Source organism: Pseudocolwellia antarctica (assembly GCF_049933045.1).
Lineage (GTDB): Bacteria > Pseudomonadota > Gammaproteobacteria > Enterobacterales > Alteromonadaceae > Pseudocolwellia.
Map to the genome: position 1 here is coordinate 4,414,105 of NZ_CP187926.1, position 26,739 is coordinate 4,440,843.

Annotated in this window: 23 protein-coding genes and 1 other RNA gene; 8 read left to right on the plus strand and 16 right to left on the minus strand. The window is 37.1% G+C overall.

Annotated features, from left to right (window positions below; all coding sequences use genetic code 11):
* Positions 1–8: 8 nt before the first annotated feature.
* On the minus strand, positions 9–401 hold the full coding sequence (locus ACPUVN_RS19190; RefSeq protein WP_426358703.1) for a YraN family protein: 393 nt from the start codon (positions 399–401) through the stop codon (positions 9–11).
* The gene (locus ACPUVN_RS19195) at positions 370–2,214 is read right to left on the minus strand and encodes a penicillin-binding protein activator (RefSeq protein ID WP_426358702.1); all 1,845 of its coding nucleotides are present in this window, start codon (positions 2,212–2,214) and stop codon (positions 370–372) included. The genes ACPUVN_RS19190 and ACPUVN_RS19195 overlap by 32 nt, the downstream gene beginning before the upstream one ends.
* 79 nt (positions 2,215–2,293) lie before the next feature.
* On the opposite strand from ACPUVN_RS19195, the gene rsmI reads away from it, so the two are divergent.
* On the plus strand, positions 2,294–3,142 hold the full coding sequence (rsmI, locus tag ACPUVN_RS19200) for a 16S rRNA (cytidine(1402)-2'-O)-methyltransferase (RefSeq protein WP_426358701.1): 849 nt from the start codon (positions 2,294–2,296) through the stop codon (positions 3,140–3,142).
* Between the two features lie 117 nt (positions 3,143–3,259).
* Positions 3,260–3,671, plus strand: an RNA gene (rnpB, locus tag ACPUVN_RS19205) — RNase P RNA component class A.
* 685 nt (positions 3,672–4,356) lie between these two features.
* On the opposite strand, the gene ACPUVN_RS19210 is transcribed toward rnpB, so the two are convergent.
* Positions 4,357–6,429, minus strand: coding sequence for a TonB-dependent receptor family protein (locus ACPUVN_RS19210; protein WP_426369666.1), 2,073 nt, complete (start codon positions 6,427–6,429; stop codon positions 4,357–4,359).
* A 474-nt stretch (positions 6,430–6,903) separates the two neighbouring features.
* Between ACPUVN_RS19210 and ACPUVN_RS19215 the strand changes: the two genes are divergently transcribed.
* The 3 genes from ACPUVN_RS19215 to ACPUVN_RS19225 all read left to right on the plus strand — a co-directional run bounded on the left by ACPUVN_RS19215 (position 6,904) and on the right by ACPUVN_RS19225 (position 10,091).
* Positions 6,904–8,619, plus strand: a complete 1,716-nt coding sequence (locus tag ACPUVN_RS19215; protein ID WP_426369667.1) for a protein adenylyltransferase SelO — start codon at positions 6,904–6,906, stop codon at positions 8,617–8,619.
* 144 nt (positions 8,620–8,763) lie between these two features.
* Positions 8,764–9,513 carry an IS5 family transposase gene (locus ACPUVN_RS19220; RefSeq protein ID WP_426358621.1) on the plus strand — a complete coding sequence of 250 codons (750 nt, stop codon included), beginning with the start codon at positions 8,764–8,766 and terminating at the stop codon, positions 9,511–9,513.
* A 140-nt stretch (positions 9,514–9,653) separates the two neighbouring features.
* On the plus strand, positions 9,654–10,091 hold the full coding sequence (locus tag ACPUVN_RS19225; RefSeq protein WP_426358686.1) for a MarR family winged helix-turn-helix transcriptional regulator: 438 nt from the start codon (positions 9,654–9,656) through the stop codon (positions 10,089–10,091).
* Positions 10,092–10,217: 126 nt separating this feature from the next.
* Here ACPUVN_RS19225 and fahA read toward each other — a convergent pair whose 3' ends face one another.
* From fahA to hppD, 3 genes are all read right to left on the minus strand, one after another.
* Positions 10,218–11,537, minus strand: coding sequence for a fumarylacetoacetase (gene fahA, locus ACPUVN_RS19230; RefSeq protein WP_426369668.1), 1,320 nt, complete (start codon positions 11,535–11,537; stop codon positions 10,218–10,220).
* Between the two features lie 16 nt (positions 11,538–11,553).
* Positions 11,554–12,084, minus strand: a complete 531-nt coding sequence (locus ACPUVN_RS19235) for a VOC family protein (protein ID WP_426369669.1) — start codon at positions 12,082–12,084, stop codon at positions 11,554–11,556.
* Between the two features lie 95 nt (positions 12,085–12,179).
* Positions 12,180–13,253, minus strand: coding sequence for a 4-hydroxyphenylpyruvate dioxygenase (gene hppD / locus ACPUVN_RS19240; protein WP_426369670.1), 1,074 nt, complete (start codon positions 13,251–13,253; stop codon positions 12,180–12,182).
* Between the two features lie 590 nt (positions 13,254–13,843).
* On the opposite strand from hppD, the gene ACPUVN_RS19245 reads away from it, so the two are divergent.
* Positions 13,844–14,569, plus strand: a complete 726-nt coding sequence (locus ACPUVN_RS19245; RefSeq protein ID WP_426369671.1) for a DUF1499 domain-containing protein — start codon at positions 13,844–13,846, stop codon at positions 14,567–14,569.
* A 597-nt stretch (positions 14,570–15,166) separates the two neighbouring features.
* Here the strand turns inward: ACPUVN_RS19245 and yghU are convergent.
* From yghU to ACPUVN_RS19270, 5 genes are all read right to left on the minus strand, one after another.
* Positions 15,167–16,024, minus strand: a complete 858-nt coding sequence (yghU, locus tag ACPUVN_RS19250) for a glutathione-dependent disulfide-bond oxidoreductase (protein ID WP_426369672.1) — start codon at positions 16,022–16,024, stop codon at positions 15,167–15,169.
* A gap of 28 nt (positions 16,025–16,052) precedes the next feature.
* Positions 16,053–16,727, minus strand: a complete 675-nt coding sequence (locus ACPUVN_RS19255) for a glutathione S-transferase family protein (protein ID WP_426358680.1) — start codon at positions 16,725–16,727, stop codon at positions 16,053–16,055.
* 549 nt (positions 16,728–17,276) lie between these two features.
* Positions 17,277–18,566, minus strand: coding sequence for a YbfB/YjiJ family MFS transporter (locus ACPUVN_RS19260; RefSeq protein ID WP_426358679.1), 1,290 nt, complete (start codon positions 18,564–18,566; stop codon positions 17,277–17,279).
* A complete protein-coding gene (locus ACPUVN_RS19265; RefSeq protein ID WP_426369673.1) occupies positions 18,566–19,255 on the minus strand; it encodes a haloacid dehalogenase type II in 690 nt (229 codons plus the stop codon). Before ACPUVN_RS19265 ends, ACPUVN_RS19260 begins: the two co-directional genes overlap by 1 nt.
* A gap of 48 nt (positions 19,256–19,303) precedes the next feature.
* Entirely contained in the window at positions 19,304–19,966 is a 663-nt protein-coding gene (locus ACPUVN_RS19270; protein ID WP_426369674.1) for a DsbA family oxidoreductase, read from the minus strand.
* A gap of 291 nt (positions 19,967–20,257) precedes the next feature.
* Between ACPUVN_RS19270 and ACPUVN_RS19275 the strand changes: the two genes are divergently transcribed.
* A complete protein-coding gene (locus ACPUVN_RS19275) occupies positions 20,258–21,637 on the plus strand; it encodes an ATP-binding cassette domain-containing protein (protein WP_426369675.1) in 1,380 nt (459 codons plus the stop codon).
* Positions 21,638–21,724: 87 nt separating this feature from the next.
* Here ACPUVN_RS19275 and ACPUVN_RS19280 read toward each other — a convergent pair whose 3' ends face one another.
* Positions 21,725–21,934 carry a hypothetical protein gene (locus tag ACPUVN_RS19280; protein WP_426358675.1) on the minus strand — a complete coding sequence of 70 codons (210 nt, stop codon included), beginning with the start codon at positions 21,932–21,934 and terminating at the stop codon, positions 21,725–21,727.
* A 345-nt stretch (positions 21,935–22,279) separates the two neighbouring features.
* On the opposite strand from ACPUVN_RS19280, the gene rnk reads away from it, so the two are divergent.
* Positions 22,280–22,690 carry a nucleoside diphosphate kinase regulator gene (rnk, locus tag ACPUVN_RS19285; RefSeq protein WP_426369676.1) on the plus strand — a complete coding sequence of 137 codons (411 nt, stop codon included), beginning with the start codon at positions 22,280–22,282 and terminating at the stop codon, positions 22,688–22,690.
* Positions 22,691–22,989: 299 nt separating this feature from the next.
* Here rnk and ACPUVN_RS19290 read toward each other — a convergent pair whose 3' ends face one another.
* The 4 genes from ACPUVN_RS19290 to ACPUVN_RS19305 are packed head-to-tail and all read right to left on the minus strand — an operon-like array spanning position 22,990 to position 26,576.
* On the minus strand, positions 22,990–24,495 hold the full coding sequence (locus ACPUVN_RS19290) for a flavodoxin domain-containing protein (RefSeq protein ID WP_426369677.1): 1,506 nt from the start codon (positions 24,493–24,495) through the stop codon (positions 22,990–22,992).
* 44 nt (positions 24,496–24,539) lie between these two features.
* The gene (locus tag ACPUVN_RS19295) at positions 24,540–25,373 is read right to left on the minus strand and encodes a DUF4198 domain-containing protein (RefSeq protein ID WP_426369678.1); all 834 of its coding nucleotides are present in this window, start codon (positions 25,371–25,373) and stop codon (positions 24,540–24,542) included.
* 46 nt (positions 25,374–25,419) lie between these two features.
* A complete protein-coding gene (locus ACPUVN_RS19300; RefSeq protein WP_426369679.1) occupies positions 25,420–25,953 on the minus strand; it encodes a DUF2271 domain-containing protein in 534 nt (177 codons plus the stop codon).
* A gap of 23 nt (positions 25,954–25,976) precedes the next feature.
* Positions 25,977–26,576, minus strand: a complete 600-nt coding sequence (locus tag ACPUVN_RS19305; protein WP_426369680.1) for a PepSY-associated TM helix domain-containing protein — start codon at positions 26,574–26,576, stop codon at positions 25,977–25,979.
* Positions 26,577–26,739: the final 163 nt, after the last annotated feature.

Genomic DNA, 26,739 nt, shown 5'->3' on the forward strand with positions numbered 1-26,739 from the left:
CGTAGGGGTTAAAAGGCATTTTTAAGCCAATTAATATTGGGATTTTCTATGTCACCTTCTAGTGCGACAATATCGAATCTACAAGGTGTATTATATTCATTTAATTGCTTTTTTTGCAGATAAAACTTGGTACTAAGACGTAGTTTTTTCTGCTTACTATGGCTAACAGCTACTAAGCTGCCACCAAAGTTATTATTCTTTCTGTATTTTACTTCAATAAAAACATAGGTATCGCCATCCAGCATAATAAGATCAATCTCCCCATACTTACTATGAAAATTTTGATCGATAAATGTTAGATTTTGTAAAATTAAATATTCACAGGCAAACTTTTCAGTGATTTTGCCTGTTTGTGTAGTGGTTTGCTTTTTATTCCATATCCACTTCTTTAACTGTTCCATTGTTATATTGTCCCCAGAGAATACTTCGAGAAATAATATTATCTTTGTCCATATTGAGCTCGCCAGTCTGCCCGTAATGTCTTAGATAGGGTAACTCTTTCATTAGTTCCAGCTTAGGCATAATTTGTAAGCTGTCGTAACCTAAAGCAAATATTCGCTGTAAGCTTTCTGGTCTGTTTGGCCATAAATCGTGACTGATAGCTTGCTGAACTTTATTTTGAGATTCGCTTTCTAATAACCATGGGATTTCTGAAAAAGTTAAGCCAGATAAATCTCTTATTTCAGAATCTTCGGTAGCGCCTTTATGGCTTAGCGAACTAGCGTACATAGGAATGCTATTTGAAAACGTACTTGTATTCACATCAATAAATGGCTTTATAAGTCGGGTATATTGGGATGGTGCAGCAATGAAAATCATGTCGATATCACGTCTATTACGGTTTTCAGTTTTAATCTTCTCGCTTATTTGTGCTTCAAGATTACGAATACGCGCTGTACTTACATCAATGTCTAAACTTGTTTTCAGTGCTTTTTGCATTTCTTGATTCGGTGGAAGTTGGATCGTTTCAAGCAAATCACCTGTTAACTGCTGCCATTTGCTTGCGAATGAAGACGCTATTTTTTGGCTCGCATTGTCTTGTGTTGAAAATAAAACAGGGTGTTTATAGTTTTTATTAACAAGCACGGTTGCCGCTTGAATTGCTTCATCTTCTCTTCTCATTGAAAACGCGAAGTGATTAGCACTTAAGTTACCCAAGGTAGGTATATTCAATAATAGTGTCGGCTGCTGTATATCTGATTGGGCGATATATGCATCAACATTAGGCTTTAATAATGGACCGATAACATGATCAACTTCTTCGTCTTTGAAACGCAACGCTAGCGTAGTAAAATCAAGTTCATTTGTATCAATAAAGGTTAATAACGTTTGGTCGTTATAGCCTGCTAAAATACCTTGTTGAACAATTTCACCAATGCTTTTATGTTGACCTGAAAGAGGTAATAAAATAGCGATGTTATTAATGTTAGCGGTATCTGCTTGGCTAACAAGGAGTAATTGTTCCGTTATAAATTTAGCTGGGTGGTTGTAATATTTAAATTGGAATTCAGCAATTTTTTGATCGAATACAACTTTATTATCGCCCCATTTATTAGCTGCTAATATTAGGTCTAACCAACCTTCAAAATAAGGTGGCTTTAAGCTTTTTAATTGTTGTAGTTCCCAGCTTGATAATGCACTTAGTTCATTCCATAGCGTCATTACGTCACTGTCGTTAGCATGTGTGTTTAAGCTGAAAGCGAGTAGGGCAGCATTGTTTGCTCTAACGTTGTTGTTCTTTTTCTTTTCAGAAATAGCGGTAACAACATAATATTGATGATCTGGTGTTGCTTCTTCATCAGCTATAAAGTTATTTGCTAAGCTTAATTGTGCTTCAGCTTCTTTATTTTTATCTAAAGCGAATAAACTTTCGGCTCTGATAAGTGAAGTACTAAAGAGTTGGCTATGACTAAGAGGTAACTTAATCAACTCACCCGCTAACCATAATGATTTAATATAATTTTTCTCATGATTATACGTTAACGCTGCTTTTAGCATTAGAGCGATGGCATCTTGAGACGATGCCTTTTTAGCATCTTGTAGATAATCTTTCGCCGTTACCCCTTCTTCAACTTCTAAAACAACTTCTTCAGTCGTTATCGGTTGAATGATTTTTGGCTTTTTATCAGGGCTAGCACAACTTGAAACTACCAGAATAGTGATAAAAACTGATAATATGCGTTTTTTGAAAGAATATACTGTTGTTTGGGTCACTTATAATAGATCCATGCGTCATAATATCCCTTATAATAAACGTCATCCACTTCAGTCTCAACTATAGCGAACACATTACATGCAATCATCTATCGACGCGGGCACTTTGTATATTGTAGCCACACCCATTGGCAACCTAGGTGATATTTCACAAAGAGCTTTAGACGTTCTAAGTCAAGTAGACCTAATTGCATGTGAAGATACACGTCATACTCAAAAATTACTCTCGGCTTATAGTATTAAAAACAAGACGATGTCGATGCATGATCATAACGAACGTCAACGACAAGAGCATATTGCTAAGCTACTTACTGAAGGTCAAAGCATTGCGCTGGTATCTGATGCGGGTACTCCGTTGATTAGTGATCCTGGTTTTCATTTAGTGAGACATTGTCGTCAACAAGGTTTGAAAGTTTCGCCAATTCCAGGTGCGTGTGCTGCCATTGCGGCTTTATCTGCAGCGGGTTTACCTACAGATAGATTTTCATTTGAAGGTTTTTTACCGTCTAAATCAGGTGCGCGACAAGCAACCTTGTTAAATCTTGCTAATGAAGAAAGAACCATGGTGTTTTACGATGCGCCAAGACGAGCAATAGATACGGTTGCCGACATTGTTACAGTATTAGGTGGTGAACGTTATGTTGTTATCGCCCGTGAGTTAACTAAAACTTTTGAAACCATTTATTCTGATACAGCTGAAAACTTATTAACTTGGTTAAATGAAGATCCAAACCAATTAAAAGGTGAAATGGTACTGATTATTGAAGGCTTTAAAGTTGACCCAAATGCTATTTCTCCAAAAATTATCGATACCCTTAAATTATTGTTAAAAGAAATGAAGCCAAAAACAGCCTGTGCAATAACAGCAGAAATTTACGGCGTGAAGAAAAACGCACTTTACGATATTGCATTAGAGCTTAAAGGGTAAATAAACCTGAATTGAAGTCGATGTCTATTCTTGTAAACAGTTAATTAAATAGTCTATTTCAATCAGACATCTTATTTTACTATTGGTGAAAACAACTATTTACTGTAGAATGCGCCGCGAGTTGACCAGACAATCGCTGCTTTATCGTTGTATTTAATGCCTCGGCATTTTGTATACGGGTAGGGGGGAGGAAAGTCCGGGCTCCAATGAACAGGGTGCCAGGTAACGCCTGGGGGGCGCAAGCCCACGACAAGTGCAGCAGAGAGAAGACCGCCGATGGCCGCTTGCGGAACAGGTAAGGCTGAAAGGGTGCGGTAAGAGCGCACCGGACCACTGGTAACAGTTGGTTGCAGGGTAAACTCCACCCGGAGCAAGACCAAATAGGGTTTCATGACTAATTAGGCGCAAGTTTAATTAGTATAAGCGTGGTTCGCGTGGAAACCGGGTAGGTTGCTTGAGCCTTAGAGCGATTTAAGGCCTAGACGAATGATTGTCCTAGACAAAACCCGGCTTACGGTCAGCTCACTAAATTCAATTAGACGAATGATTGTCCTATCCGCTATACCTAAACTCAGCGGCTTATCAGTCAGTTCTCTAAATTTAAGAAATACAGAAAACCTTAACAGCAATGTTAAGGCTTTTTTGTTTTTGAGGATTAGTTATTTAAATAGAAAGAAACTTATATAGCTGACGAATGATTGTCCTATCCGCTATATCTAAACTCAGCGAGTTACATTCAGCTCACTAAATTTAAAGAATACAGAAAGCCTCAGCAGAAATGTTGAGGCTTTTTTGTTTGTGAAAAGGGAATGAAGCTAGATGAATGATTGTCCTCTCCGCTACACCTAAACTCAGCGACTTATCGGTCAGCTCACTAAATTCAAGAAATACAGAAAGCCTCAGCAGAAATGTTGAGGCTTTTTTGTTTGTGAAAAGGGAATGAAGCTAGACGTATGATTTCCCTCTCCGCTACACCAAAAGTGATTGCTTAGATTATCTCGTTATGCAAATTACGGAGTTACTTCATAAGTTAATTTCAGGAGGTAAAGTATTTGATGATATATGTATCTTATTTAAAGAGCAGATAAATAAAGATGGGATTAATCGTAACCGACTTTACTCTAACAAAAAAGCATAGCCTGTTACCCAGACTATGCTTTATTTTTTAACACTAAAAAGTTTATTATTAATACTTTTTAGTTCAGGTTGTTTATTTAAAACTTGTAACTTACACCAACTTCTAATGAGCGCTCTGGACCAACATAAATACCTTGGCGTAGACCAGTAATATAGCGTTTATCAGTCAAGTTTTTAACAGAACCAAATAAACGTAAATTAGTTGCTACATTATATTGTGCCGTTAGATCTAGCAACGTATAAGATGGAAGTAAAGCACCCCAAATACCGTCTTCTGCATCTGTTGGGAGCTCTTCAGTATTACTAGCATCACCGTATTGTTCGCCTCTATGGTGAACCGTTAAGGCTGTGCTTAAGTTTTCATATTGGTAGTTGAATATAAGATTAGCTACAAATTTTGGCGCATACGGTAATCTATTACCTTGGTTCTCGCCACTTTTAAACTCTGAAGTAGGAACCCAAGTAGCATTAGTGTCGACACTAAAACCACCGCCTATCACATAGCCTAACACGAACTCCATACCTAGATGCTCAGTTTCACCACCGTTAGATTGTGATAAGTTTGGATCGCTATTACCCGTAACTACCTGATTACTGAAATCCATAGCAAAGGCAGCAATTTCATAATTGATATCTCCCTTATTACCACGAAGCCCTAATTCATAATTAGTTGAACGTTCAGCATCTAAGTCTTGATCAGTAAGTCCATCAAGTGCTACACCATTAGAAGCAGGTGAAAATGCACGGTATATACCACCGTAAACTTGTGCAGAATCGCTTAGGTTATAAGTAACTCCAACACCCGGTAAAACTTCAGTATTAGTGGTTTTAGCTGTGCTATTATTTTCGGTTAATATCACACGTTTTTGCTCGTATGATTCAACTCGTAAACCTGGAGTAACCGCAAATTGTTCAGTTACTTCAATACGTGTTTGACCATGAGCAGCAAAACTGTCTGCAGAATCAATTCTGTGTCTGTCATTAATGCCCGTACGATCAGCTGCGCGTGTAGCTCGGATGCGAGAATCATCTGATTCTTCTTGCATAAAGCGTAAGCCGAATTCACTGTCTGCAGTCATACCAAATAACTGATGGTCGAGTGTTAAACGGGTTTCTATACCTACGCGATCAAATGAGCGGTTATTACCTGTTAACGTGTCTTCATAAACCCATCGTCCAGCAGCGTTTGAAGCTTCAGTATCAACATCGTAACGCCAATAATCACGAGTTACTTCACTCCAATACACTAACGTTTTTAATGTAGCCCGACTAGAGATATTCCACTCATGATTAATATCAAAAGCGGTACGATCTGTTAAAAAGTTATCATCGGCGCCAGGGTTATAATCAGCACCCGCTAAATAATCATCTTTCAACAAACCGCGATAAGAAATATCTGCATCATTTTCATAACGTGAAATTTTAATACCAATCTTTTGGCCGTTACTTAAAATAACTCCAGCTTTAGCCATGACATCAGTCATTTCATAGCCTTTATCCATAAAACCGTCACTGCTAGCATGGGTTGCCACAATACCAGCAAAAGCATCACCAGATGCGTTTTTTCCACCAGCCTCTAAGCTGAGTTCTTGCATGTTAAAAGAGCCAGCTCGGGCCGTTAGCATTACCCCATCATCAGGTGTTTTTGTTTGGTAATTTACTACGCCACCGATAGTTGATGGTCCATAACGAAGTGAAGATGAACCTTTTAATACTTCAACTTGCTCTATACGTTGAATACGAGGATTGTAGTAACGTTCATTACCAATAAATAAGCCTGGTGCCACAGGAACACCATCTTCTAACATAAGAGATTTTGATTCACTTGCAGATAAACCACGAATACCAAAGTTAGCTACAATTGAGGTTTCTTCTTCGCTTTTAGTATTTATGCCTGGAATACGGCGTAAAATATCTTCAGTAGATAGCGGCTGAATTTTCTCAATTTGTTGTCGATTTACCACTACAACCGATCCAGTATGATTTAATATTACCGAGTTTGCATTACCAAACACATCGATAACTTCCATTGCTGGCATAATTGTTTGGTTTTCGTTTTCTTCACCACTAGCTTGCTGTTCAGCAACAGTATTTAATGATACTAAGGCTAACGTAATGGCTAGCGATAGCGATGACCTTGTTGTCTGCATAATGAATATCCCCTAAAGATTAAATATACTTATAATAATGGGCGCAATTAAATCACAAAGAAAAATGCGAATCAATATCATTTGCCTTGTAGTTTGGTTATAAGTAATAAGGTTTAGTACTAGCAACAACCTTGGTTAAACTCAGATTCGGTTGAACTCTGGTCCTTGTATTCTTCTCTATTTTATTAATATTAAAGGGCGGCTAATTTTCTTATGCCGTTAAATGTTTTATATACAGGTGCTGTTAAGTTACGGCATACTTTTATACTTATTGAAGTAATGAGTTTTCTTTTTATTTTCTTTTTATTTTTCGAGGTTAGAACAGAAGAGTTACAAATTACAGATGAATACATAGAGCTAAACATCGATACTATAAAGACACGGTTTAAATATCATTATGTTGTTCTATTAAGAATCAAAAATAAATGAAGTATAATATTTTCAATTAGATTAAAAAAAGGTTTATCGAATAACATGGCTAGTCAACCCAGTACTAATGTTCCTGTAAGCGTATACACCCTTGATGATTTGGCTAAGTTAACTGATTACTCCTTACTGGATAATCTTAACTGTGATCCTGATGCTACTAAAACAGGTGACGATTATGAACCAAGACAAGTATTCTCTGGTCATTATGTCCCAGTTAAACCTACACCTATTGCTAACCCTAAATATATCGCTCACAGTGAAACATTATTTGCTGAATTAGGTTTTGATAAAAGCCTAGTGCAAACAGAAGGCTTTGCTCGACTATTCGCTGGTGATACCTCCGATGTACCAGCGCCTATGCGACCAGTTGGTTGGGCTACTGGTTACGCGCTATCTATATATGGGACTGAATATATTCAGCAATGTCCTTTTCGAACGGGTAACGGGTATGGTGACGGACGTGCGATTTCTGTAAACGAATCTGTTATTAATGGAAAGCGCTGGGAGATGCAGTTAAAAGGCGCAGGGCCAACACCTTATTGCCGTGGTGGAGATGGTAGAGCCGTATTGCGATCAAGTATTAGAGAGTTTTTAGTGCAAGAACATATGCATGCGCTGGGTGTACCTACTTCTCGCTCACTATGTTTGTTTGTCTCACAATCAGAGCAAGTAAATCGCCCTTGGTATTCAGAAGGCTCGTACTCAACAAATCCTGATATGTCTGTTTATACTCCAGTGGCTATTTCAACTCGCGTTGCGCCTTCGTTTTTACGAGTAGGTCAACTTGAACTGTTTGCACGCCGTGCTCGTTTTAATTCTCATCCTGATGCATTAAAAGAGTTAGAGATGATTGTATTGCATTTAATTGATCGTGAATATCAAGATGATGTTGATCACGAGCTACCACTTGCAGATAAAATTCTAAAATTAGCATCAGCATTTCGTCATCGATTAACAAGCTTGATCAGTCATTGGATCCGCGTAGGTTATTGCCAAGGTAACTTTAATAGTGATAACTGTGCGTGTGGAGGTTATACACTCGACTATGGTCCTTTCGGCTTTGTTGAACGCTTTGAACCTTATTACCAACCTTGGACGGGTGGAGGGCAACATTACTCATTTTTCAATCAAGGTGCTGCCGCAAAAACGAATTTCAACATGTTTTGTAAATCTTTATCAGCTTTGCTTGCGTCAGATCCTGTTGCCTTAGAAGAATTGAATAATATAAATAAGGGCTTTGATTCAGAAATGGAAGATAAGATGGAAAAAATGTGGGCTTCTAAACTTGGCTTAGACTCTTTCGATCCTGAACTGTTTGATCAACTGATCACGTTAATGACCCAAACGTCTGTCGACTACACCATTTTCTTTCGTGAACTTTCTAAAATTCCAGAGGATATTTCGGGTCTGAGTAGAAGCTTTTATAGTTCGCTTACAGACGAATTGAGCGAACAATGGAACCACTGGTTACAGAATTGGCGACACTTAATGAATACCAATGGTTATACTAGTGAAGAGACAAAAGAAAAGTCACAAAAAATGCAACAAACTAATCCAAAATACAGTTGGCGAGAATGGTTAGTAGTGCCTGCATATCAACAAGCTAGCCATGGTGACTTTGCACTTGTTCATGAATTACAAAAGGTATTAACGCAGCCTTTTAATGAGCAATCGACAGAGATTGAAAACAAATACGACAGTTTAAAACCACAAGTCTTTTTTGATGCAGGTGGTGTGTCACATTACAGCTGTTCTTCTTAAATAGATAAGACGCATAGAAGTAAGTTTAAGTATCTAATTCTTAGATACTGCATACTAGGGGGTGTTGATCTTTGTTTTAATTTTATACGTAAGCGGTAATCTCGTATAATTTACTTCGCCAAAAACAAACCTTACGAGATCACCATGCCCCGATTAATGCTCACTGATGAGTTGTGGTCGAAGCTAAAAGCTATTTTGCTTGAAGATAGAGTTTATAACAAGCTTGAACACAGACAAACGATGGAAGGAATTTTATATCGCTTGCGTGTCGGCTGCCCATGGCGTGACTTACCAGAGTGTTTTGGTTTATGGAATACCATTTATCGCAGGTTCCTTCTTTGGTCGAGAAAGGGAATATTGATGAGGTTATTCAAATCGTTATCCGCTAATAGTGATGTAGAGTGGGAGTTCATTGATGGTAGCTATATTAAAGCACACCAACACAGTACAGGTGCTGCATCTAAACAAGAGCAAGCGATAGCGTTAAGTCGAGGGGGTAATACGAGTAAAATTCACTTAGCTGTTGATAGTTATGGTTTGCCTATCGAATTTATTATTACAGGTGGTGATGTTCATGATAGTAAAGTGGCAAATGAGCTGATTGAATTATTACCTCAAGGTGATTTTGTTATCGCAGACAAAGGCTATGATAGTGAAGCTATAAGAAATAAAGTTCGAGAGCGCAACTCAATCCCTATAATACCGAGAAAGCAAAATTCAAAAACAGGTAATGGTGATATTGATTGGTGCTTGTATAAATATAGGCACTTAGTTGAAAATGCATTTGCAAGGCTAAAACATTTCCGTTCTATAGCTACAAGGTATGATAAATTGAAATTACAGTTCGAGAGTATGCTAGCACTGGCGTGCGCAATGATTTGGCTGTCAATGTGAAAGATCAACAGCCCCTAGTATTAGTTAACCTCAGCCAGCGTTTAATCACTTTTGTTACTCACTCTAAAAATATGTATGATACCTTCTTTATCATTATAACTTTGCCTACCTGTTATTAATCAAACCTTAAAGGTGATTCTGTGTCGTTAAATTTGAATACTTTTTTCCCTTATCAATTTTCGGTTTTAGCTCAACAAGTGACAGAGTTTGTTGCAGAGATATATGAAAACTTTGGGCTTACGCGCATGGAATGGCGAGTAGTTGCTACCATAGGTTATCATTCTGAAATATCAGCTAGAGATATCTGTACTTTTACTCATCTTGATAAAATGCAGGTGAGTAGAGCCATTAATAAATTGATCCAGTCAGAACTTTTATTACAGCAAACGAGTTCAGAAGATAGACGCAAAAATTTATTAACGCTTGCATCTAAAGGTAATAAGCTTTATCGGGAAATTATTCCACTTGTTAAAGTGCAAGAAGATCGATTATTAGCTGGATTAACACCAGAAGAATGTGAACAATTGAAAGTATTAACGCGTAAATTAAGTAGTCACTTAGATAATGTGAGCAGCTAGAGCCAAGCTAATAAGTATGCTTTAAAGAATAGAAAAAAACTCTACAAGTAACTCTTGTAGAGCTCGCCAAACTGGTTGGGCAAGGTAATCGTTTAAGTCAGTTTCGTCTTGCTTAATCTGCCTTAATTATACTAAGGGTATCGCAGGAAGCACTGTACCTGTTACTTTACCAAAACCGATGCGTGCAGCACCTTCTTTTTGACAATATCCACGCATAATCACGGTATCGCCATCTTCTAAGAAAGTACGTTCTTCACCGTTACTTAGGGTAAATTTTTCTTTACCGCCACGCGATAGTTCTAGCATAGAGCCAGCTTGTTCGTGCACTGGACCTGATTGAGTACCTGAACCGAGTAAATCACCAGCCTTCATTGAACAACCATTAACACTATGATGTGTTACTAATTGCGCTATCGTCCAGTAAGAATATTTAAAGTTAGAGTCACTTACTTTATCTGCCGCTTTATTCTCATTACGCATTTTTTCAGTTTGAATCAAACATTCTAGTTGAATGTCTAAACCGCCAGATTGAGTATTCGCTTCACTTGTTAAATAAGGTAAAGGCTGTGGATCACTTTCTGGACGAGTAAAATTAATTCTGTAAGGTGCTAATGCTTCGGTTGTTACTATCCAAGGAGAGATTGTTGAAGCAAAGTTTTTCGCTAAGAATGGACCTAGTGGCTGGTATTCCCAAGCTTGAATATCTCTTGCAGACCAATCGTTGAATAAACATAAACCAAAGATATGATCTTCTGCTTTTTCGATAGAAATACGCTCACCTAATTGCGTACTTTCACCAATAAATATACCCATTTCTAGTTCGTAATCTAAACGCTTACATGGCGCTAAAACAGGAGCATCAGCATCGAGTGCTTTTAGCTGGCCATGTGGACGTGGAAATTCTTGCCCAGAAATATCAATAGTTGAAGCTCTGCCATGATAACCAATAGGTACCCATTTATAGTTAGGAAGTAACGGGTTATCTGGGCGGAATAAAGAACCCACAGCGGTAGCGTGATGAATCGAGGTATAAAAATCAGTGTAGTCGCCAATTTGACAGGGCATCGCATAAGTAACATCGCTTTGTGCAACCAGACAATCTTTAAGAGCAGACTCTTCAGAAGCTCCAACACGTAAGCCTTTTGATAGCGCCAAACGTAAAGCCGAATTCACGTCTTTACCTAATGCCATTAAAGCATTTAATGTCGGTTGTGCCGCGGCTTCAGCGGCTTTTTGAGCAATACCTGAGAATAATTTTAGCTTTGCTACCGCTGCCATATCTATAACATAATCGCCTATGGCAACAGCACCTCTGTTTGTTTCATTTGTACCATTTTTACGAAACGTCGCAAATGGTAAATTTTGAATAGGGAAGTCGCTATTTGTATTAGCTGATGTTACCCAGCTAGACAAGCTAACGTCGTGAGTTTCATTTAATAAAGTCATAATATAATGTCCATAATTAATGTTTTTTATGTAACCAATCAGCATGATTTGGAGCTACTTTCGTTTCTGCCCATTCATCAATCATTGCTTGAGCAACACTATTAAGTTGCTTAAATTGCTCTGGAGTACCGGTATTTGCAGCAAGCTCTAAACGATGTCCGTTAGGATCAAAGAAATAAATAGACTTGAAAATGGTGTGATCTGTTGGCCCTAAAACATCAACTCCTTTACTTTCAAGATCAGCTTTTGCTTCAAGTAAGTCTTCAACACTGTTTACTCGTAATGCCAGATGCTGAACCCATATTGGTGTATTTTCATCTCGTCCCATATCAGGAGAGTTAGGAATTTCGAAAAAAGCTAAAACATTTTCGTTACCTGCATTAAGAAAAATATGCATATAAGGATCAGGTTCTTTGGTAGATGGAACCTCGTTTTCTGCAATGGATAAGATTAAGTCCATATTTAACTTATCTTTATACCACTGTGCTGTTTCTTTAGCGTCGTTACAGCGATAAGCGACATGGTGGATTCTATCTACTTTTATCATAACAATAAGTTCCCATAATAAATTAATGAGTGGTGCTAGAGAGGTGTTAACCTCTCTGTGTTTATTTGGCACTTAACTCTAGATTAGGTATTTAGTTAAGCACCAATAACGCCGCGCTCTAGTTGCTCGCGTTCAATAGATTCGAATAAGGCTTTGAAGTTACCTTCACCAAAACCATCATCTTGTTTACGTTGAATAAACTCGAAAAATACTGGACCTAAAGTGGTTTCAGAAAATATTTGTAATAATAGGCGTGGCGTTTCACCTTCCGTTGTACCGTCTAATAAAATGCCACGTGTTTGCATTTCTTCAACAGGTTCACCATGACCAGGTAAGCGCTCTTCTAACATATCGTAGTATGCAGCAGGAGGAGCTTTCATGAATTTAACGCCAGATTTTTTCAATCTGTCCCAACAAGCAATCAAATCGTCACAAGAGAATGCAATATGTTGAATACCTTCACCATTGTATTGCATTAAAAATTCTTCTATTTGACCACCACCACCAACCGCTTCTTCATTTAATGGAATACGAATTTTTCCATCAGGTGCTGACATTGCTTTAGACAATAAACCTGTGTATTCACCTTTAATATCGAAGTAACGAACTTCTCTAAAGTTGAAGAGGTTTTCGTAATAGTTAGCCCAATGTTCCATTCTGCCACGGTAAACATTGTGTGTTAGATGATCTAATGTATTGAAACCACAACCTTTAGGATGTTTATCTACACCTTCGATCCAATTAAAGTCGATATCGTAAATTGTTTGACCTTCAGCGTATCTATCAATTAGGTACAATGTAGCGCCACCAATACCTTTAATCGCAGGTAAGCGTAATTCCATTGGGGCTGTAGGAATATCTACAGCTTGTGCGCCTTTCCTAAGAGCTTCAGCATAAGCAAACTGAGCATCTTTAACACGAAAAGCAAGACCACATGCAGAAGGACCATGTTCTCTAGCGTAATGATAAGCATGACTGTTTTTTTCATAGTTAGTAATTAAGCTGATATCACCTTGGCGCCATAAGCTTACGTCTTTAGATTTGTGTGTTGCTACCATAGTAAAACCCATTGCTGTAAATGCAGGTTCTAAAATACCTTTTTCTGGTGCAGTAAATTCTACAAATTCGAAGCCATCTAATCCCATTGGGTTTTCAAATAAATCAGTCATTTTTATCTCCGTACCTAATTAATTATTTGTATGTATTGTCATTGTTTTGGTAACAAGTGTTACTAGTTTTTATTGATGTTAGTGTTAATGATTATTGATGTCAAAATGGTGAAATAAATAGTTAAATCAGAGTGGAAAGTATTCTTTTCACCTGATTTCGAGTTGTTAAAATGTATCAATCTTGAATGGACAAAAAACACTAACTAAAAAGCAAATATGGTACGGAATAACTGACTTTACACAAATTAAAGACTTCAATTTTATGTGTAAATTAAATGGTACATTAAGAAGATAGTTTAACTTTCAGGGCTAAATTTTAATTAAAGTAATGGACTGTATATGTTTAAAAATCATACGGCGTCATTGTATACTCAAGGCAAAGTTTGCGTTACAAACTTTGCCTTATTTAAATACTAAGCACATGCTGTAGCAGTCATCTTTAAAACTGAAAAAATATTAATCTTTTTTCGGTTTTCGAACGTAATGGTAAGGATGAAATATTAATTATTTAATTAAAAAGTTATTTTTTATTTTAGAATAAGCCCATTAACTCATTAAGATCTATTCAGTAACACATTTAAGGCAACATAATGACTATTAAAAAAATATCTAATCTATGTAAATTCGCAGTAATTCCTTTGTTATTGGGTTTTCCTCTTGCTGTAATTGCTTACCGTATACAGTTATGGAATATGGGAACTTCTTTTCAGCTTATTAAATTTACTGCTTATGCGAGTGTTGCTGTATTAGCGATAGCTTTAATTGTAGGTATTATTGGTTTTTTCAAAAAGCAAAAAGATGTAGTTAAAACCTGTACTTCTGTAGCCATATTATTAGCAATACCTGTAGTTGGTTTATCAATGACAGGCGCTAAAGCTAAATCTTTACCTTTTATACACCAAGTAAGTACAGACACAGTAAACTTGCCAAAATTTGAAAAAGTTATCGAGTTACGTGGTGATAATAGTAATCCTCTAGCTTACGACAGAGAAAAGCTAGAGCCATTACAACAAGAAGCTTACCCAGAATTACAACCTATTATGAGTGAACTCAATACAGAGCAAGCTTTTAGTAAAGCGGTTGATACAGCAATAAAATTAGGTTGGGAAGTTGTTGCTAAAGATGCAATCAAAGGCACGATAGAGGCTGTTGATACGACTTTGTTGTGGGCGTTTAAGGATGATGTCGCTATTCGTATTTTAGCGACTGATACTGGTAGTAAAATTGATTTAAGATCTGTATCTCGCATTGGTGGTTCAGACTTAGGTGCAAATGCTGAGCGTATAAAAACTTTTATTTCTTTATTTTCAGAGTAATAAGTTTTTCTTAGCTAAGTGTATTGAGCCAAGTGTATTGAGTTAAATATGTTTATCTAGCCTGATTTATAGGTTATAGGTTCTGTATTTGAATCTATGACTTTATGTCAGCTAATCTTTTTTATAAGCCTTTACAGAAATGTTGAGGCTTTTTTATTGGACCGAGTTTATTAGAGGTGATTGATTAGAATTTGCCTACTGAAGGTAGCTTATTAAAATTAGATTAGCTTTTTCTGTCACTTCATCGTGATTAATCTCAACTCAGATAACTCACCTTAAAACGAAAAACACCCAGTAACCTTAGTTATTGGGTGTTTGATTTTACTCTCTACAACTCTCTAAAAAATGATTTAGAACTCAGGTTATTTAACCTCAACTCGGGATAATGAATGTCATAAAATTAAATAAAAAGAATTACTTATCAATAGATTAAAGAACTATCAGAGTACTTTACATGTAATATCATGACTCAATATTGATAGTTTTACGCCTAGCAAGGCGGATTTGTCTACCCAATAGCTGGCTATTGGTAACAAATACAACGATGTTAGGCTTAAAAATAGCTTATTGAGTAACTTTGCTTATTCTGAGCTGAGGTTATTTAGATTTTAATGCTAATACTTTATCAATATCTGCAGCACTGTGACGGTTTTCAACTTGTTCCCACGGCTCACCCCAAGTGCGGTTAACAATACGACCACGTCGTACAGCAGGGCGATCGAGTATGGCTTTAGCCCAACGTTGAACATTGGCGTATTCGTCAACTTGTAAGAAATCTTTTGCTTCGTATAAAGCACCTAAAACTAAGTTACCGTACCAAGGCCAAGTCGCAATATCAGCGATACTGTATTCATCTCCGGCGATAAACTCATTTTTAGCTAATTGCTTATCAAGCAGATCTAATTGGCGTTTAATTTCCATGGTGAAACGATTAATTGGATATTCAAATTTTTCTGGAGCATAAGCATAAAAGTGACCAAAGCCGCCACCTAAATAAGGTGCTGAGCCATGTAACCAGAATAACCAGTTCATTACTTGAGTACGCTTAGTACCGCTTTTAGGTAAGAAAGCATCAAATTTTTCAGCAAGGTAAACTAAGATCGAAGCCGACTCAAATATAGGATTGGTTTCTTCATTCGATTTATCAATCATCGCGGGTATTTTAGAGTTAGGGTTAACCTCTACAAAGCCAGATGAGAATTGAACAGCTTCACCAATTTGAACAATGTGTGCGTCGTATTCTGCGTCTTTTCCTAGTGCTAACAATTCTTCAAGCATAATTGTTATTTTCTGGCCATTGGGAGTCGCCAAAGAATATAACTGTAGATCATGCTCGCCTACAGGTAATGCTTTTTCATGTGTTGCACCCGAAACAGGGCGATTTATATTTGCCCATTTACCGCCGTTTTCGGCATCGTGTGTCCAAATTTTTGGTGGTACAAATTGGTTTTCCATTATTATCACTCCTAATTTAGTGATTGGACTATTTATCAAAATTTTGAGGATAAAGTGCGCGCGCTGCTACTTCATCAAATTCAGATTTAAATTCAATATCTTTACCTACGTTTCGTGCTCTTGCTACTGCTGGACGTGAGTCTATTTTAGTGAACCAACGTTTTAGGTTAGGGTAAGTGTCTAAACCAGGTTCGCCTAACACGAACATAGCTTTATCGATCCAACCCCAAGCTGAAATATCAGCAATAGAATATTCATCACCCACAATATATTCACGACCAATCATGTGTGCTTCTAACACTTCATAATGACGAGCAGCTTCACGACGGTAACGATTCATCGCATAAGGTAATTTCTCTGGTGCTTTGTGATTAAAGTGAACTGATTGTCCTGAAAATGGACCTAAACCTGTTGCTACAAACATTAACCATGAAAGCATTTCGCCACGATCTTCAGCTTTGCCTGCTAACTGTCCTGACTTTTCAGATAGATACATAAGAATAGCATTTGAATCAAATATGCGCTTACCACTGTCTTCAATGGCAGGTGTTTTAGCATTTGGATTAACAACACGAAATTCAGCTGTATGTTGCTCGCCTTTCATTGTATCAACAGGGACTAATTCATATGGTAAGCCAGTTTCTTCTAGAAAAAGGGCTACTTTCATAGGGTTTGGAGTTTGGTGAAAATAAAACTTAAGCATAATTTTATCCTAATATATTTAATGTAAATAAAGTCGATGATGAACTGCTATACCAAACGGATTAGTTTATTGAGCAACTTAGAACTACATTAGCAAGCTTAGAACAAGCAAAATTGATTAAACATAGTTATTCTATATTTTTTTAATTTTGTGATGTTATCAGTTTGCTAATGAGCTCCCGAAGGGCGAGAATTTAAAGGCTCATATGCCGCGTTATTGATTTTGACAAGGTTCCTACATGGATGTAGGACATTAGGGTAACGCAGGAGCAGTTACCGAGAATAACCATTCTCTTCAATCAATGCCTCGCCTACATGGATGTAGGTGCTTAGGCTCAGTCTGGAACTATGAACCTGTGCCTCTAAGCCTTTAAATTCTCGCTAAGTGAGCAATAAATTAATCCGTTTGGTATTAACATTCAATCAAAACATTTTTGAATTGAAATCACTATAAGTCATGTTGAACAATCATTCAATAAGGTTTTTAAGGGTTCGTTCAAATAGTTTTTTAGTTTGAGAGTCAGTGTTTGTCTTTAATGGCTATTTGTCTTTAATGATCGTTAGCTTGTTGTGGTCGAAGTAACAAAGCGAGTCCAACCGCTAAAATTGCCGCTATGCCTGAGCTTGTATAACTTATGCTGAAACTATTCGTTATTTCAGCAATATAGCTTGCTGTTAAAGGCCCTAAAGCTTGTCCACCTGAAAAGGCTAAGGTTAATATCGCCAGAGCATTTGTTGCTGAAGCCGTTGCAAAAAAGTCACCTGCTGATGCGCCCATAATCACCGGAACACTCCAAGCAGCTAAACCAAATAGAATGATGGATAAATAGAGACCCAGCATTGAATCTGTAAGCCCCACCAAGAAATAAGCCACAGCAAGTGTTATAAAAGCAGAGGCTAAACCTATGTGTCTTCCAGCTTTATCTGAAATCCAGCCAAATATAATTCCTGAAAATATACTTAGAAAACCAAACCATGCCCAAAGGCTGCCTGCAGAGGCTTCGGTTAATTTATAGCTGTCAATCATAGTGGTTACTATAAAGGTGATATAAACCATATAAGTAGCGCCATAAATGGCAAACATTAGCCCTAAGTGGGCAAGTAATTTAACTTTGTTACTTTGCGGTTTTTCATTGGCTTTTATAGAAATTTTTGAAGCAATAGGTGGCGATGTGTCTGCTCTTCGTCCGAAAGGATGTTGTCCTACTTCGCTCGGATGATTGCGCATTAATTTATAGGCGATAATGGCTACAAATATATTAATTAAAGCAAAAATTAACCAACCTGTTTGCCACGATAATAAGCTGAATACAGGTTCAAGTTTTGGCACCACAAAGCCTGATAATATAATGCCCAAACCAGGACCTGACATCACTACACCTAATGCAATGCCTCTGCGTGATGGCGTGAACCATTTCGACATTACACTCATAATCGGCATCACCACACCTCCGCTGCCTATACCTGTAATTAAATAAAGAGCACAGAGTAAGCTGAAGTTTGTGGTTAAGGTCATACCTATCATGGTGGCGGATATTAAAACTAAACTTGAGGCTATAGTGATTCGAGTGCCGAGCAGAGATAAAACAAAAGGGCTGATTATTACGGCAACTAGATAACCTGTCATATTAGACAAGCCTAATAGTCCGCCTTGTGAGTGATCTAACCCCAATGAAGCCGACATAGAAGGTAACAGCATACCAAAGGTAAAACGCCCTAAGCCCAAGCCACAAAATATAGCTAACGATCCTGTAAGCGCAACTATCCACGCATAATGTAACTTAGTGTTGTTGGATGATGATACTTGAGGCTTATCGTCAGTAGGTACCCGTTTGAGCATTAAGTTGTGCCTAAAATCTTATCGGCAAAGTGCTTTAAATCTTTCGCTACAAAGTTGGGTTGTGGTAAGTTTTCTGTGATCAAAAGATTGTTATTTGGACGTGTGATAAAAGCCCCTGAACAACCTACAGCTTGTGCGCCTAAAGTATCCCAAAGGTGGCAAGCCACTAAACATATTTTATCGAGTTCAACGCCTAAAGCTTTAGCTGCGTGTCTGTAAGTATCAGGATGTGGCTTAAAACGTTTCACTTCTTCTACACTACATTGTTCTTCGAAAAAGTGACTAATTCCTGCTTTTTCTAACAAAGTAGGAGAGGACGTAGGCGCTGAATTTGTTAGTGTCGCTAAGCGAAAACCAGCATCTTGTAAACGTTTTAAAGCAGGTAAAACATCAGGATGTGGAGGCAAGCTACCCATCAAACCTTTAAATTCAGCGATATCTTCATCGTTAATGTCAACATTATGATTGTTGCCAACCATTTTTAAAGCACCCACTGCCAAGTTTCCAAAGGGCTCGTATAAGCCAGACACTGTCATGGCTTGTGAATAAAGCACTAGCTCAGCAAACCAATGACGCAGCACTTGCGGGTTATTGAAAAGACGTAAGAATAAAGGTTCAAGAACAGTAATATCAAGTAGGGTCTCGTTTACATCAAACAGCAGAACTTCAATATTGTGTGCATTATTCATTTTATGAACCTTTTATAATTTCAATTACGTATTAATAACCTTGTGTATTTAAAGCCCTGCTAGCTCTTTCAATACATCTTTATATGTACTTTGAGGATGAGCACCAGTTAAAGCACTTGAGCGATTAAATATAACCGTTGGTACACCTGAAATACCTTGCTGCTGCCATTGTAGTTCTTGGCTTTCTACTCGAAGACGACGTGCAGCGTCATCTAAAGCAGATGCTGCAGCTAGCTCATCTAAACCAACGGTTTTGGCTTCTGCTAACAAAGTAGCGCGGTCTGATACATCTTTATGTTCAGTAAAAAAAGCCGCGAATAAACGTTGTTTTAATTCATGCTGCAAGCCTTCGTCATGAGCATAATCAAGCAGTATATGAGCATCACGGGTATTTACCATTTTCATTTCTTCAAAGTAATCAAAAGTAAAACCATATTCAGCACCACGTTCACTAATGTTTTCTCGTGCTTTGTCGCTATCTTCACGTTTAGCGCCGTATTTACGTAATACATGATCACGTAAGTTTTCGCCTGCTTTTGGCATATCAGGGTTTAATTCAAAAGGTTGCCATTCGATTTCAATTCGGTCTTGTAAGCCAAGTTCGTCAATAGCGGCTTCAAGGTGTTTATAGCCAACAATGCACCATGGGCATACAATATCTGACACTATATCTAGTTTGATTATGTCGTTACTTTCAGTTTTATCATTCATTTAATTGTTTCTCTTTGTGCATTTTGTTGTGCTAGTAAATTGGTTAGGTATAGCACTTAATTAATCATACTATAAACTTGCTTGAACAAACGTTCAAGTTCTATTTGAGTGAGCCTTCACATATAACTTAATTTATCTGTGGGTTTCTAAAAAAGAGAGCTAATTAATGGCAAGTTACAATTATTTACGGGGTATTGTTAATAATGCAGTAGCAATAAATTGGAGTTGTATTATATATTACCTCTATAGCCGCTCAATGCATTTTAATGTCTTAAACATACTGATAATTCTATGATAAATATTGTAAATTTTTCCCATAAAAAATTAACCATTACTAATTGGCAACTTAATAAAAATGAAGGTTGGTGCGTGCTAGGGCGTAATGGCTCAGGTAAACAATACATCGACCAATTGCTGACAGGTGAATTACAGGCAGATTCTGTAGAACAACTTACATTACCGAATGCAAAAAAAGTGGGAATGATTTCATTCGAAGCTCAGCAAGAAATTTACGAGCATGAGCTGAAAATAGATAACTCCGACTTTCTCAATAAAAATGATATTGGTACTAAAGCAAAAGATTTCCTGCCTGAAGACAAGTGGGATGATCCACTGATAAGCGAGTTTGGTTTAAGTCATCGCCTTGAAGCGGGCTATCGTCAATTAAGTACGGGTGAAAGTAGAAAGATTCTTATTTTACAGGCGATTTTTAACGGTATTGAATTGTTAGTTTGCGATAACCCTTTTGACAGTTTAGATGTTGAATCTTGTGAGGCGTTATCTATCGCTTTAGAACGTTTATCTAAAACAGGCATTAGTGTTGTACTGATGTTGAGCAATCGACAAGACATTCCTAACTGGTGTAACAATATTGCTTTTATTGAGCGCGGGCAATTTGATGTTATTGGGAAGTTAGAAAGTACCGAAACTAAAAACCAATTAGATGCTTTACTGGCACCTGTTGCTGATGACACCAGCTGGCCTGAAAATATGCGTGAGTTGTCTGACTATCCACATGACTATTTAGTTAAATTAGTGAATGGCTCGGTTCATTATAGCGGCAAGAATGTATTCGAAAACTTAAACGTTTCGATAAAACCGTTACAACATACTCTGATAACCGGTGGTAATGGCAGCGGAAAATCTACCCTAATGCAGCTTATTACAGGTGATTGTCCGCAATGTTATAGCAACGATATTGAAGTGCTTGGTTACAAGCGTGGTTCGGGCGAAAGCATTTGGGAAATTAAAAAGCACATGGGTATTGTTAGTTCAGAATTTCATCGACAATATCGCGTGCACAGCGATTTATTAACTGTGGTTGTTTCTGGGTTTTACGACTCGATTGGTTTGTATGAACAGCCAACGGCATCACAAGTAATTATTGCCCGTCAGTGGATAGAGAAAGTAGGGTTAATCACACTGCAACATAGCCCATTCCAAAGCCTAAGTTATGGTGAACAACGTTTAGCATTAATCGCTAGAGCCTTAGTTAAATCACCTTATCTATTGATTTTAGATGAGCCAACTCAAGGTTTAGATGAATTAAACAGACACAGATTACTGAATTTTTTAGAGCATTTAGAAAAACAGCAACACAGTACCGTATTGTTAGTTAGCCATCGAAAAGACGAGTTTTTACCACTCTTCAAACAACATATTAAGATGTAGCGCTAAACCATCATTACAGGGAGATAGATACAATATTTATCTCCCTCATTTCATTACTCTTTCTTACCAAACACTTTATTTATATTACTACTTCTCTAATACTTTTTTGATTGATTGGCATAGCGCGACAGCAACATACTCTTCAAAGTTTTCTGCAGGATCAAATGAACGTTCATGAGTAATTTCAATAGACTCTAGTTGAGCTATGAGGAGTTTGATTTTTTCTTCTTTTGATTGTGTAGAATCGTTTAACTCATCAGAAACTGACAATAGTTGATTCCAGATAATATTATTCATTTTTATACTTCATAAGTTTATACCGCTAATAAACTTATCGGTACTTAATAGGAGATGTAATAAAGCACTCATTTACTTGTACTTATTTGGAAGTGACTTTAAATGGAATACAGGTAAATTTCCAGTCTTCTAGGCGAGTTTTTATCATTTAATTAGGCAATTTAAATACTTAAAATAATTCATATGAGTTTTTAATGTATTCGCTTCCAGCTAAGTAAAAATAGGCGATTAGGGTGTTTTATTTTTCTTATCCTTTTAAGCTAGCTAGTCTAATTCTTACTTGATATGATGATCAGTCCGATAAGATTCCCCCTGCATTTATACACACACATGGAGTTATAAATAATGCAAAAACCAAACATTACAATATCCTTGATTGATGCTGAAAGGTTAGATCGATTACTTGATACACTTGATGAAAAGTCTTTCCCAAATTTAGATGATTTATTAGTTGAGTTAGACAGAGCGAATATTGTTGCGCCCGAGGAAGTTCCAGCCAACGTAGTAACAATGAATTCGACAATTGTGTTTACGGTTGCCTCTACTGAGAAGGAGTTTTCTTTAACACTTGTTTATCCAAAAGATATCACGACAGCGGGAGATAAAATTTCTATTTTAGCGCCTGTTGGTAGTGCTTTACTGGGTTTAAGTGAAGGAGATGAGATATCTTGGCCAAAACCAGGTGGAGGAGATTTACTTGTTAAAGTAAGTAAAGTGACTTATCAGCCAGAACGAGAAGGTCAGTTCCAACTTTAATTCATTATTTAACCTGATCTCGGTCTAACAAATGTTTCTCTAGCATCTATTTTTCCTTACTTCTGCGTTAAATTTACTTGCAATAGCTATCTATTGACGCGAAATTTTCCTTGAATTAAGAAGAACTATTAAGCTAGAGATATTTAAAAAATGATTACTTATTTTTCAATTTGTTAAATATCTCTTAAACCAAGTTCAGGTTATGTAATCTTCGAAAAATCGACTAAAAACGTTTTCTTCTATGTGATTAAAACGTTTCTTCACAAATAACACTTATCCTCAAAGCTTATCGACAGAGCTTAATAAACATCTCGAATGTAACGTTGCTCTTGTTGTAAATTATCTAAGGTTTTCTGACCTAAAGTATCAATCAACGTTTGATGAACACTTTCACCCATACCTGATAAACAGCCACAAACATAAATAATAGCGCCATCATCTAACCATTTTTTTATGATGTATTGATCTGAAACTAGAATATCTTGTACGTATTTAGGGTAGTTATTACCTTGTGAAAAAGTACAGCTGAGTTTATCTATTTTGGTATCTTTTAAAGCCAATAAATGTTGATTGATAGGAAGTTGTAAATTATTTCTGCGTTCACCATAAATTAGCCACATAGATCCAGTGACTTGGTTCAAACTTTGTTGAGCATAAGTACGTGCAGCTATTTGTGCTTTAAGCCCAGCTAAACCACTACCTGAACCTATAAGTATAATAGGCTGTGTATTGTTTATAATATGATGGGCTTTTACCGATCTTATTTTACCTTCAATCAGTTCGCCAATTTTACAATGGTGGCTTAAAAAGCTAGAAGCTAAACCAAAGCTCTTATCATCCTTTTGTAATAAACGGATAATTAATTCGAGCTGTTTATTTTCAGTAACCGAAGCAATTGAATAACTACGTTTAGCTAAGTAAGGGAGTTGCGTTAGTAAATCAGAAACGGGTATATAACACTTTTCAGGCAGTTCTCGCTCAAGAAGCCAAGCTGATAAAGGTTGTTGATGACCTTGATGAGCTAACCATAGTGAACCATCGAATACATGCTTAAGTAACCAGTTTTCAACAATTTCAACGGAATTGCGTGGCTGAATATCAATAAGATCGCCAGCTTGCCAAATAGGTGTAGCTCCTAAGCATTTTAAACCTATTTTAACGAGTAATTCATCGCCGCAATTTGGGTTTAATACTTCACGTTCAACCAGCTGCCAATTATAGCTTGAGTTGCCCTGTGTTTTATCTATTTGTGTATTATTTAGGTCTAACCAAGCGGGAATAATGTCAGAGAAACGTGTCGTTTCTTCGTCATAATTATCAAGAGTGATTAACTCACTTAATGGTTGAGCTTTTAATGCTTTAAGTCCGTTGTTAACTTGATGACCAAAAGCACAGAAGTCTGGATAACTTGAATCACCTAAAGCGATAACTGAATAATTTACCTGTTCTAATGTTATTGACTCGTCGAGTGCTTGAGTGAGTCTGTCATTAAACAAATTACCGTTATCTGGTGCTTCACCATCGCCATATGTACTTAGTACAAAAAGCACTTTTTTGATGCGGCTTAGGTGTTCAATGCTTAGATTGTTTAGCGGTAAAACATCAGACATTTCAGACAAATTTAAAGCTTGTGCACAACGGTTCGCTATTGTTAATGCATTACCCGTTTGGCTTGAGTAAACAATTAATACTGATGCATCAGTTGCTATATTTATGTGTTGTTTAGCGCGATGTAAACGCCACATCACAACACATAATATTAACCATGCAACAATAGCTGTAACCATAATGTACAAGCTTTCCATATATCTACTTCTGTCTGTTTTCTAAAGGTATAACCTTTACTTTACTACTGTGGTAATACTTCAAAAGTAGCACCGTAACTGCCTTTACGAACGGTTGCAGGCGCTATAGCTTTATCGTCTTCAAACTCAGCTTCTAATAAATACATACCTGCTTCAGGCCAAGCAATATCTATAAAACCTTGTGCGTCAGTAACTAAATCTAATTGATTTTGTTGGTTACGGTAGCGCATGTTGCCAGCAACTACAGTTAACTTAGCATTGGCAGCAGGTGTACCTTCAAATAGGAACTTAAATTTAGCTGTTTCGCCAGCGAATAAATCGTTTGGATGTGTAACTGGGATCAATTCTAAACCTGAGTTTGTTGGTTTAAATGTGTTTTCAGTTGGCTCGCCCGAGGTAACAAAAGTCTCTAAACGTCTAAAGCTTTGAGCCACAAGTAAAGCGTCTGCATTTTTTGGAACTGCCGTTTCGAACTCACCATCTTTAGCTGCTTTTCCACGTGCTGGCCACATTTTACGTTTGCCGTTTTCATCTTTCCAAGTTGCACGTATACCGCCTGACGCATAACCGATTTTATAAGTACCAGGTGTAAGTAAGTTCAAATCAAACGTTGTTTTGAATTTACCTGTATGTGGGTTTTCAGCATCAATGTTTTTGCCTGTTGGATCTTGAATCATTAAACCTTTAAGTCGAAGAGGTACATGCTCAGGCACAAATAAGCTGTTTGAAACAGCTGCATCAAATGATACCCAAGGAGCATCGCCCGATAGGTTTGTTGTGCTAGGTAAAATCCAAGCTCTGTGTGCATTGGCGCTAAAACTTAAGCTCATTACCATAGTGATAGATAATAGCGTTTTCAAAGATGTAGATATTTTCATTTGCTTCTCCTTATAAATGATTTTTTAAAAATTAATTGTTAACTAGTTAATCGTTAACAAGAACTATATTAATTTTGCCTAACTCTGTTTTCCCTACAGCTTTTAAAGGAAAATCAGTTGCTTTAGGTGGCCATGTCAGTGGAATATTGATCACTTCTTTACCGCCAACTTCTCTTGAAGCTTCGATACGTAATTGGTATTCACCTGCAGCTAAATTACTGAATTGTTTTGAGTCTAAAGACATAGATACTTTGTGGGTTCCAGGGCCTTTAGTTGCTGAGGTTACACCATCAAAGGGTTGTTCAGCTTTTCTGCCAACACGTCGCCACCATTGTCTGATGTCTTTTAGCCACTTTTCGCCTTCATTATCTTTCATGTCTAAGTCGTACCAAAGCTCCACTTGTGTGGCTTTACGTTTGCTATCTTCTAGCCAAATAGCAACGTAAGGCTTGTGGTATTCAGCCACATTAAAGCGAGGGATATCGACTTCCATTACTAGATTGTTATCAGCAGCATAACTTAAGTTACTCACTACAAGCGCTGAGAATAATGACAAGCTAAACAGGATTTTACGGTTCATTGAATGTCCTTATATTTATAAAATTAATGTAGATTGGTTAAAATAATAATGAAGGGTATCAGCACACCTAAAGTGACATAGGGCCAAGTTGATAACCTAAAAGACGTTTGTTTTATCAGTAGCCACAAACCACTTAAACAAAAGATGATAGAGCCAACAGCAAAGGCATCGATAAACCAAATCCACGCGGTATTGGTATAACGACCTTTGTGTAAATCATTAAAAAATGAAATCCAGCCTCTGTCGGTGCGCTCATAAATAAGTTCGCCGCTTTCAACATCAATAGAAAGCCAAGCATCAACACCAGGTTCAGGCATGGCTAAATAGAATTCACCATCGCTAAACTCTCCTTGCACATTACTTGGAATAGAGAGACCAAACTGCTTGTCTAAGTGTTCTATAATATTTTTTTCTAACGCGTTTTTTTCATTCTCAACAGGTAGCCAAGTTTGAATTAAAGCGTCGGGTAATTGGGTTTCAATGGTGGCAATATCATTTTTTGCAGGTATATCTGCGGCATGGTTTAGGGTGATCCCTGTCCATGAAAAAAAAAGCATTCCTACTATACAAATAGCTGCGCTGATCCAATGCCACTGACGCACATTGCCTAATGAAAACTTCATTCTAAATTATCCATCATTTTGATGCTGAGCACTTTATTAAACAACGTACTTAATGTCAATGTAAACGATAATAGTTATCATTATTCTTTATAAAGTATTTTGTAAATATTTTTGTCGTTTATGTTGAGTTAATAGGATCTTGAGAAAGATGAAAGTAGGGGAG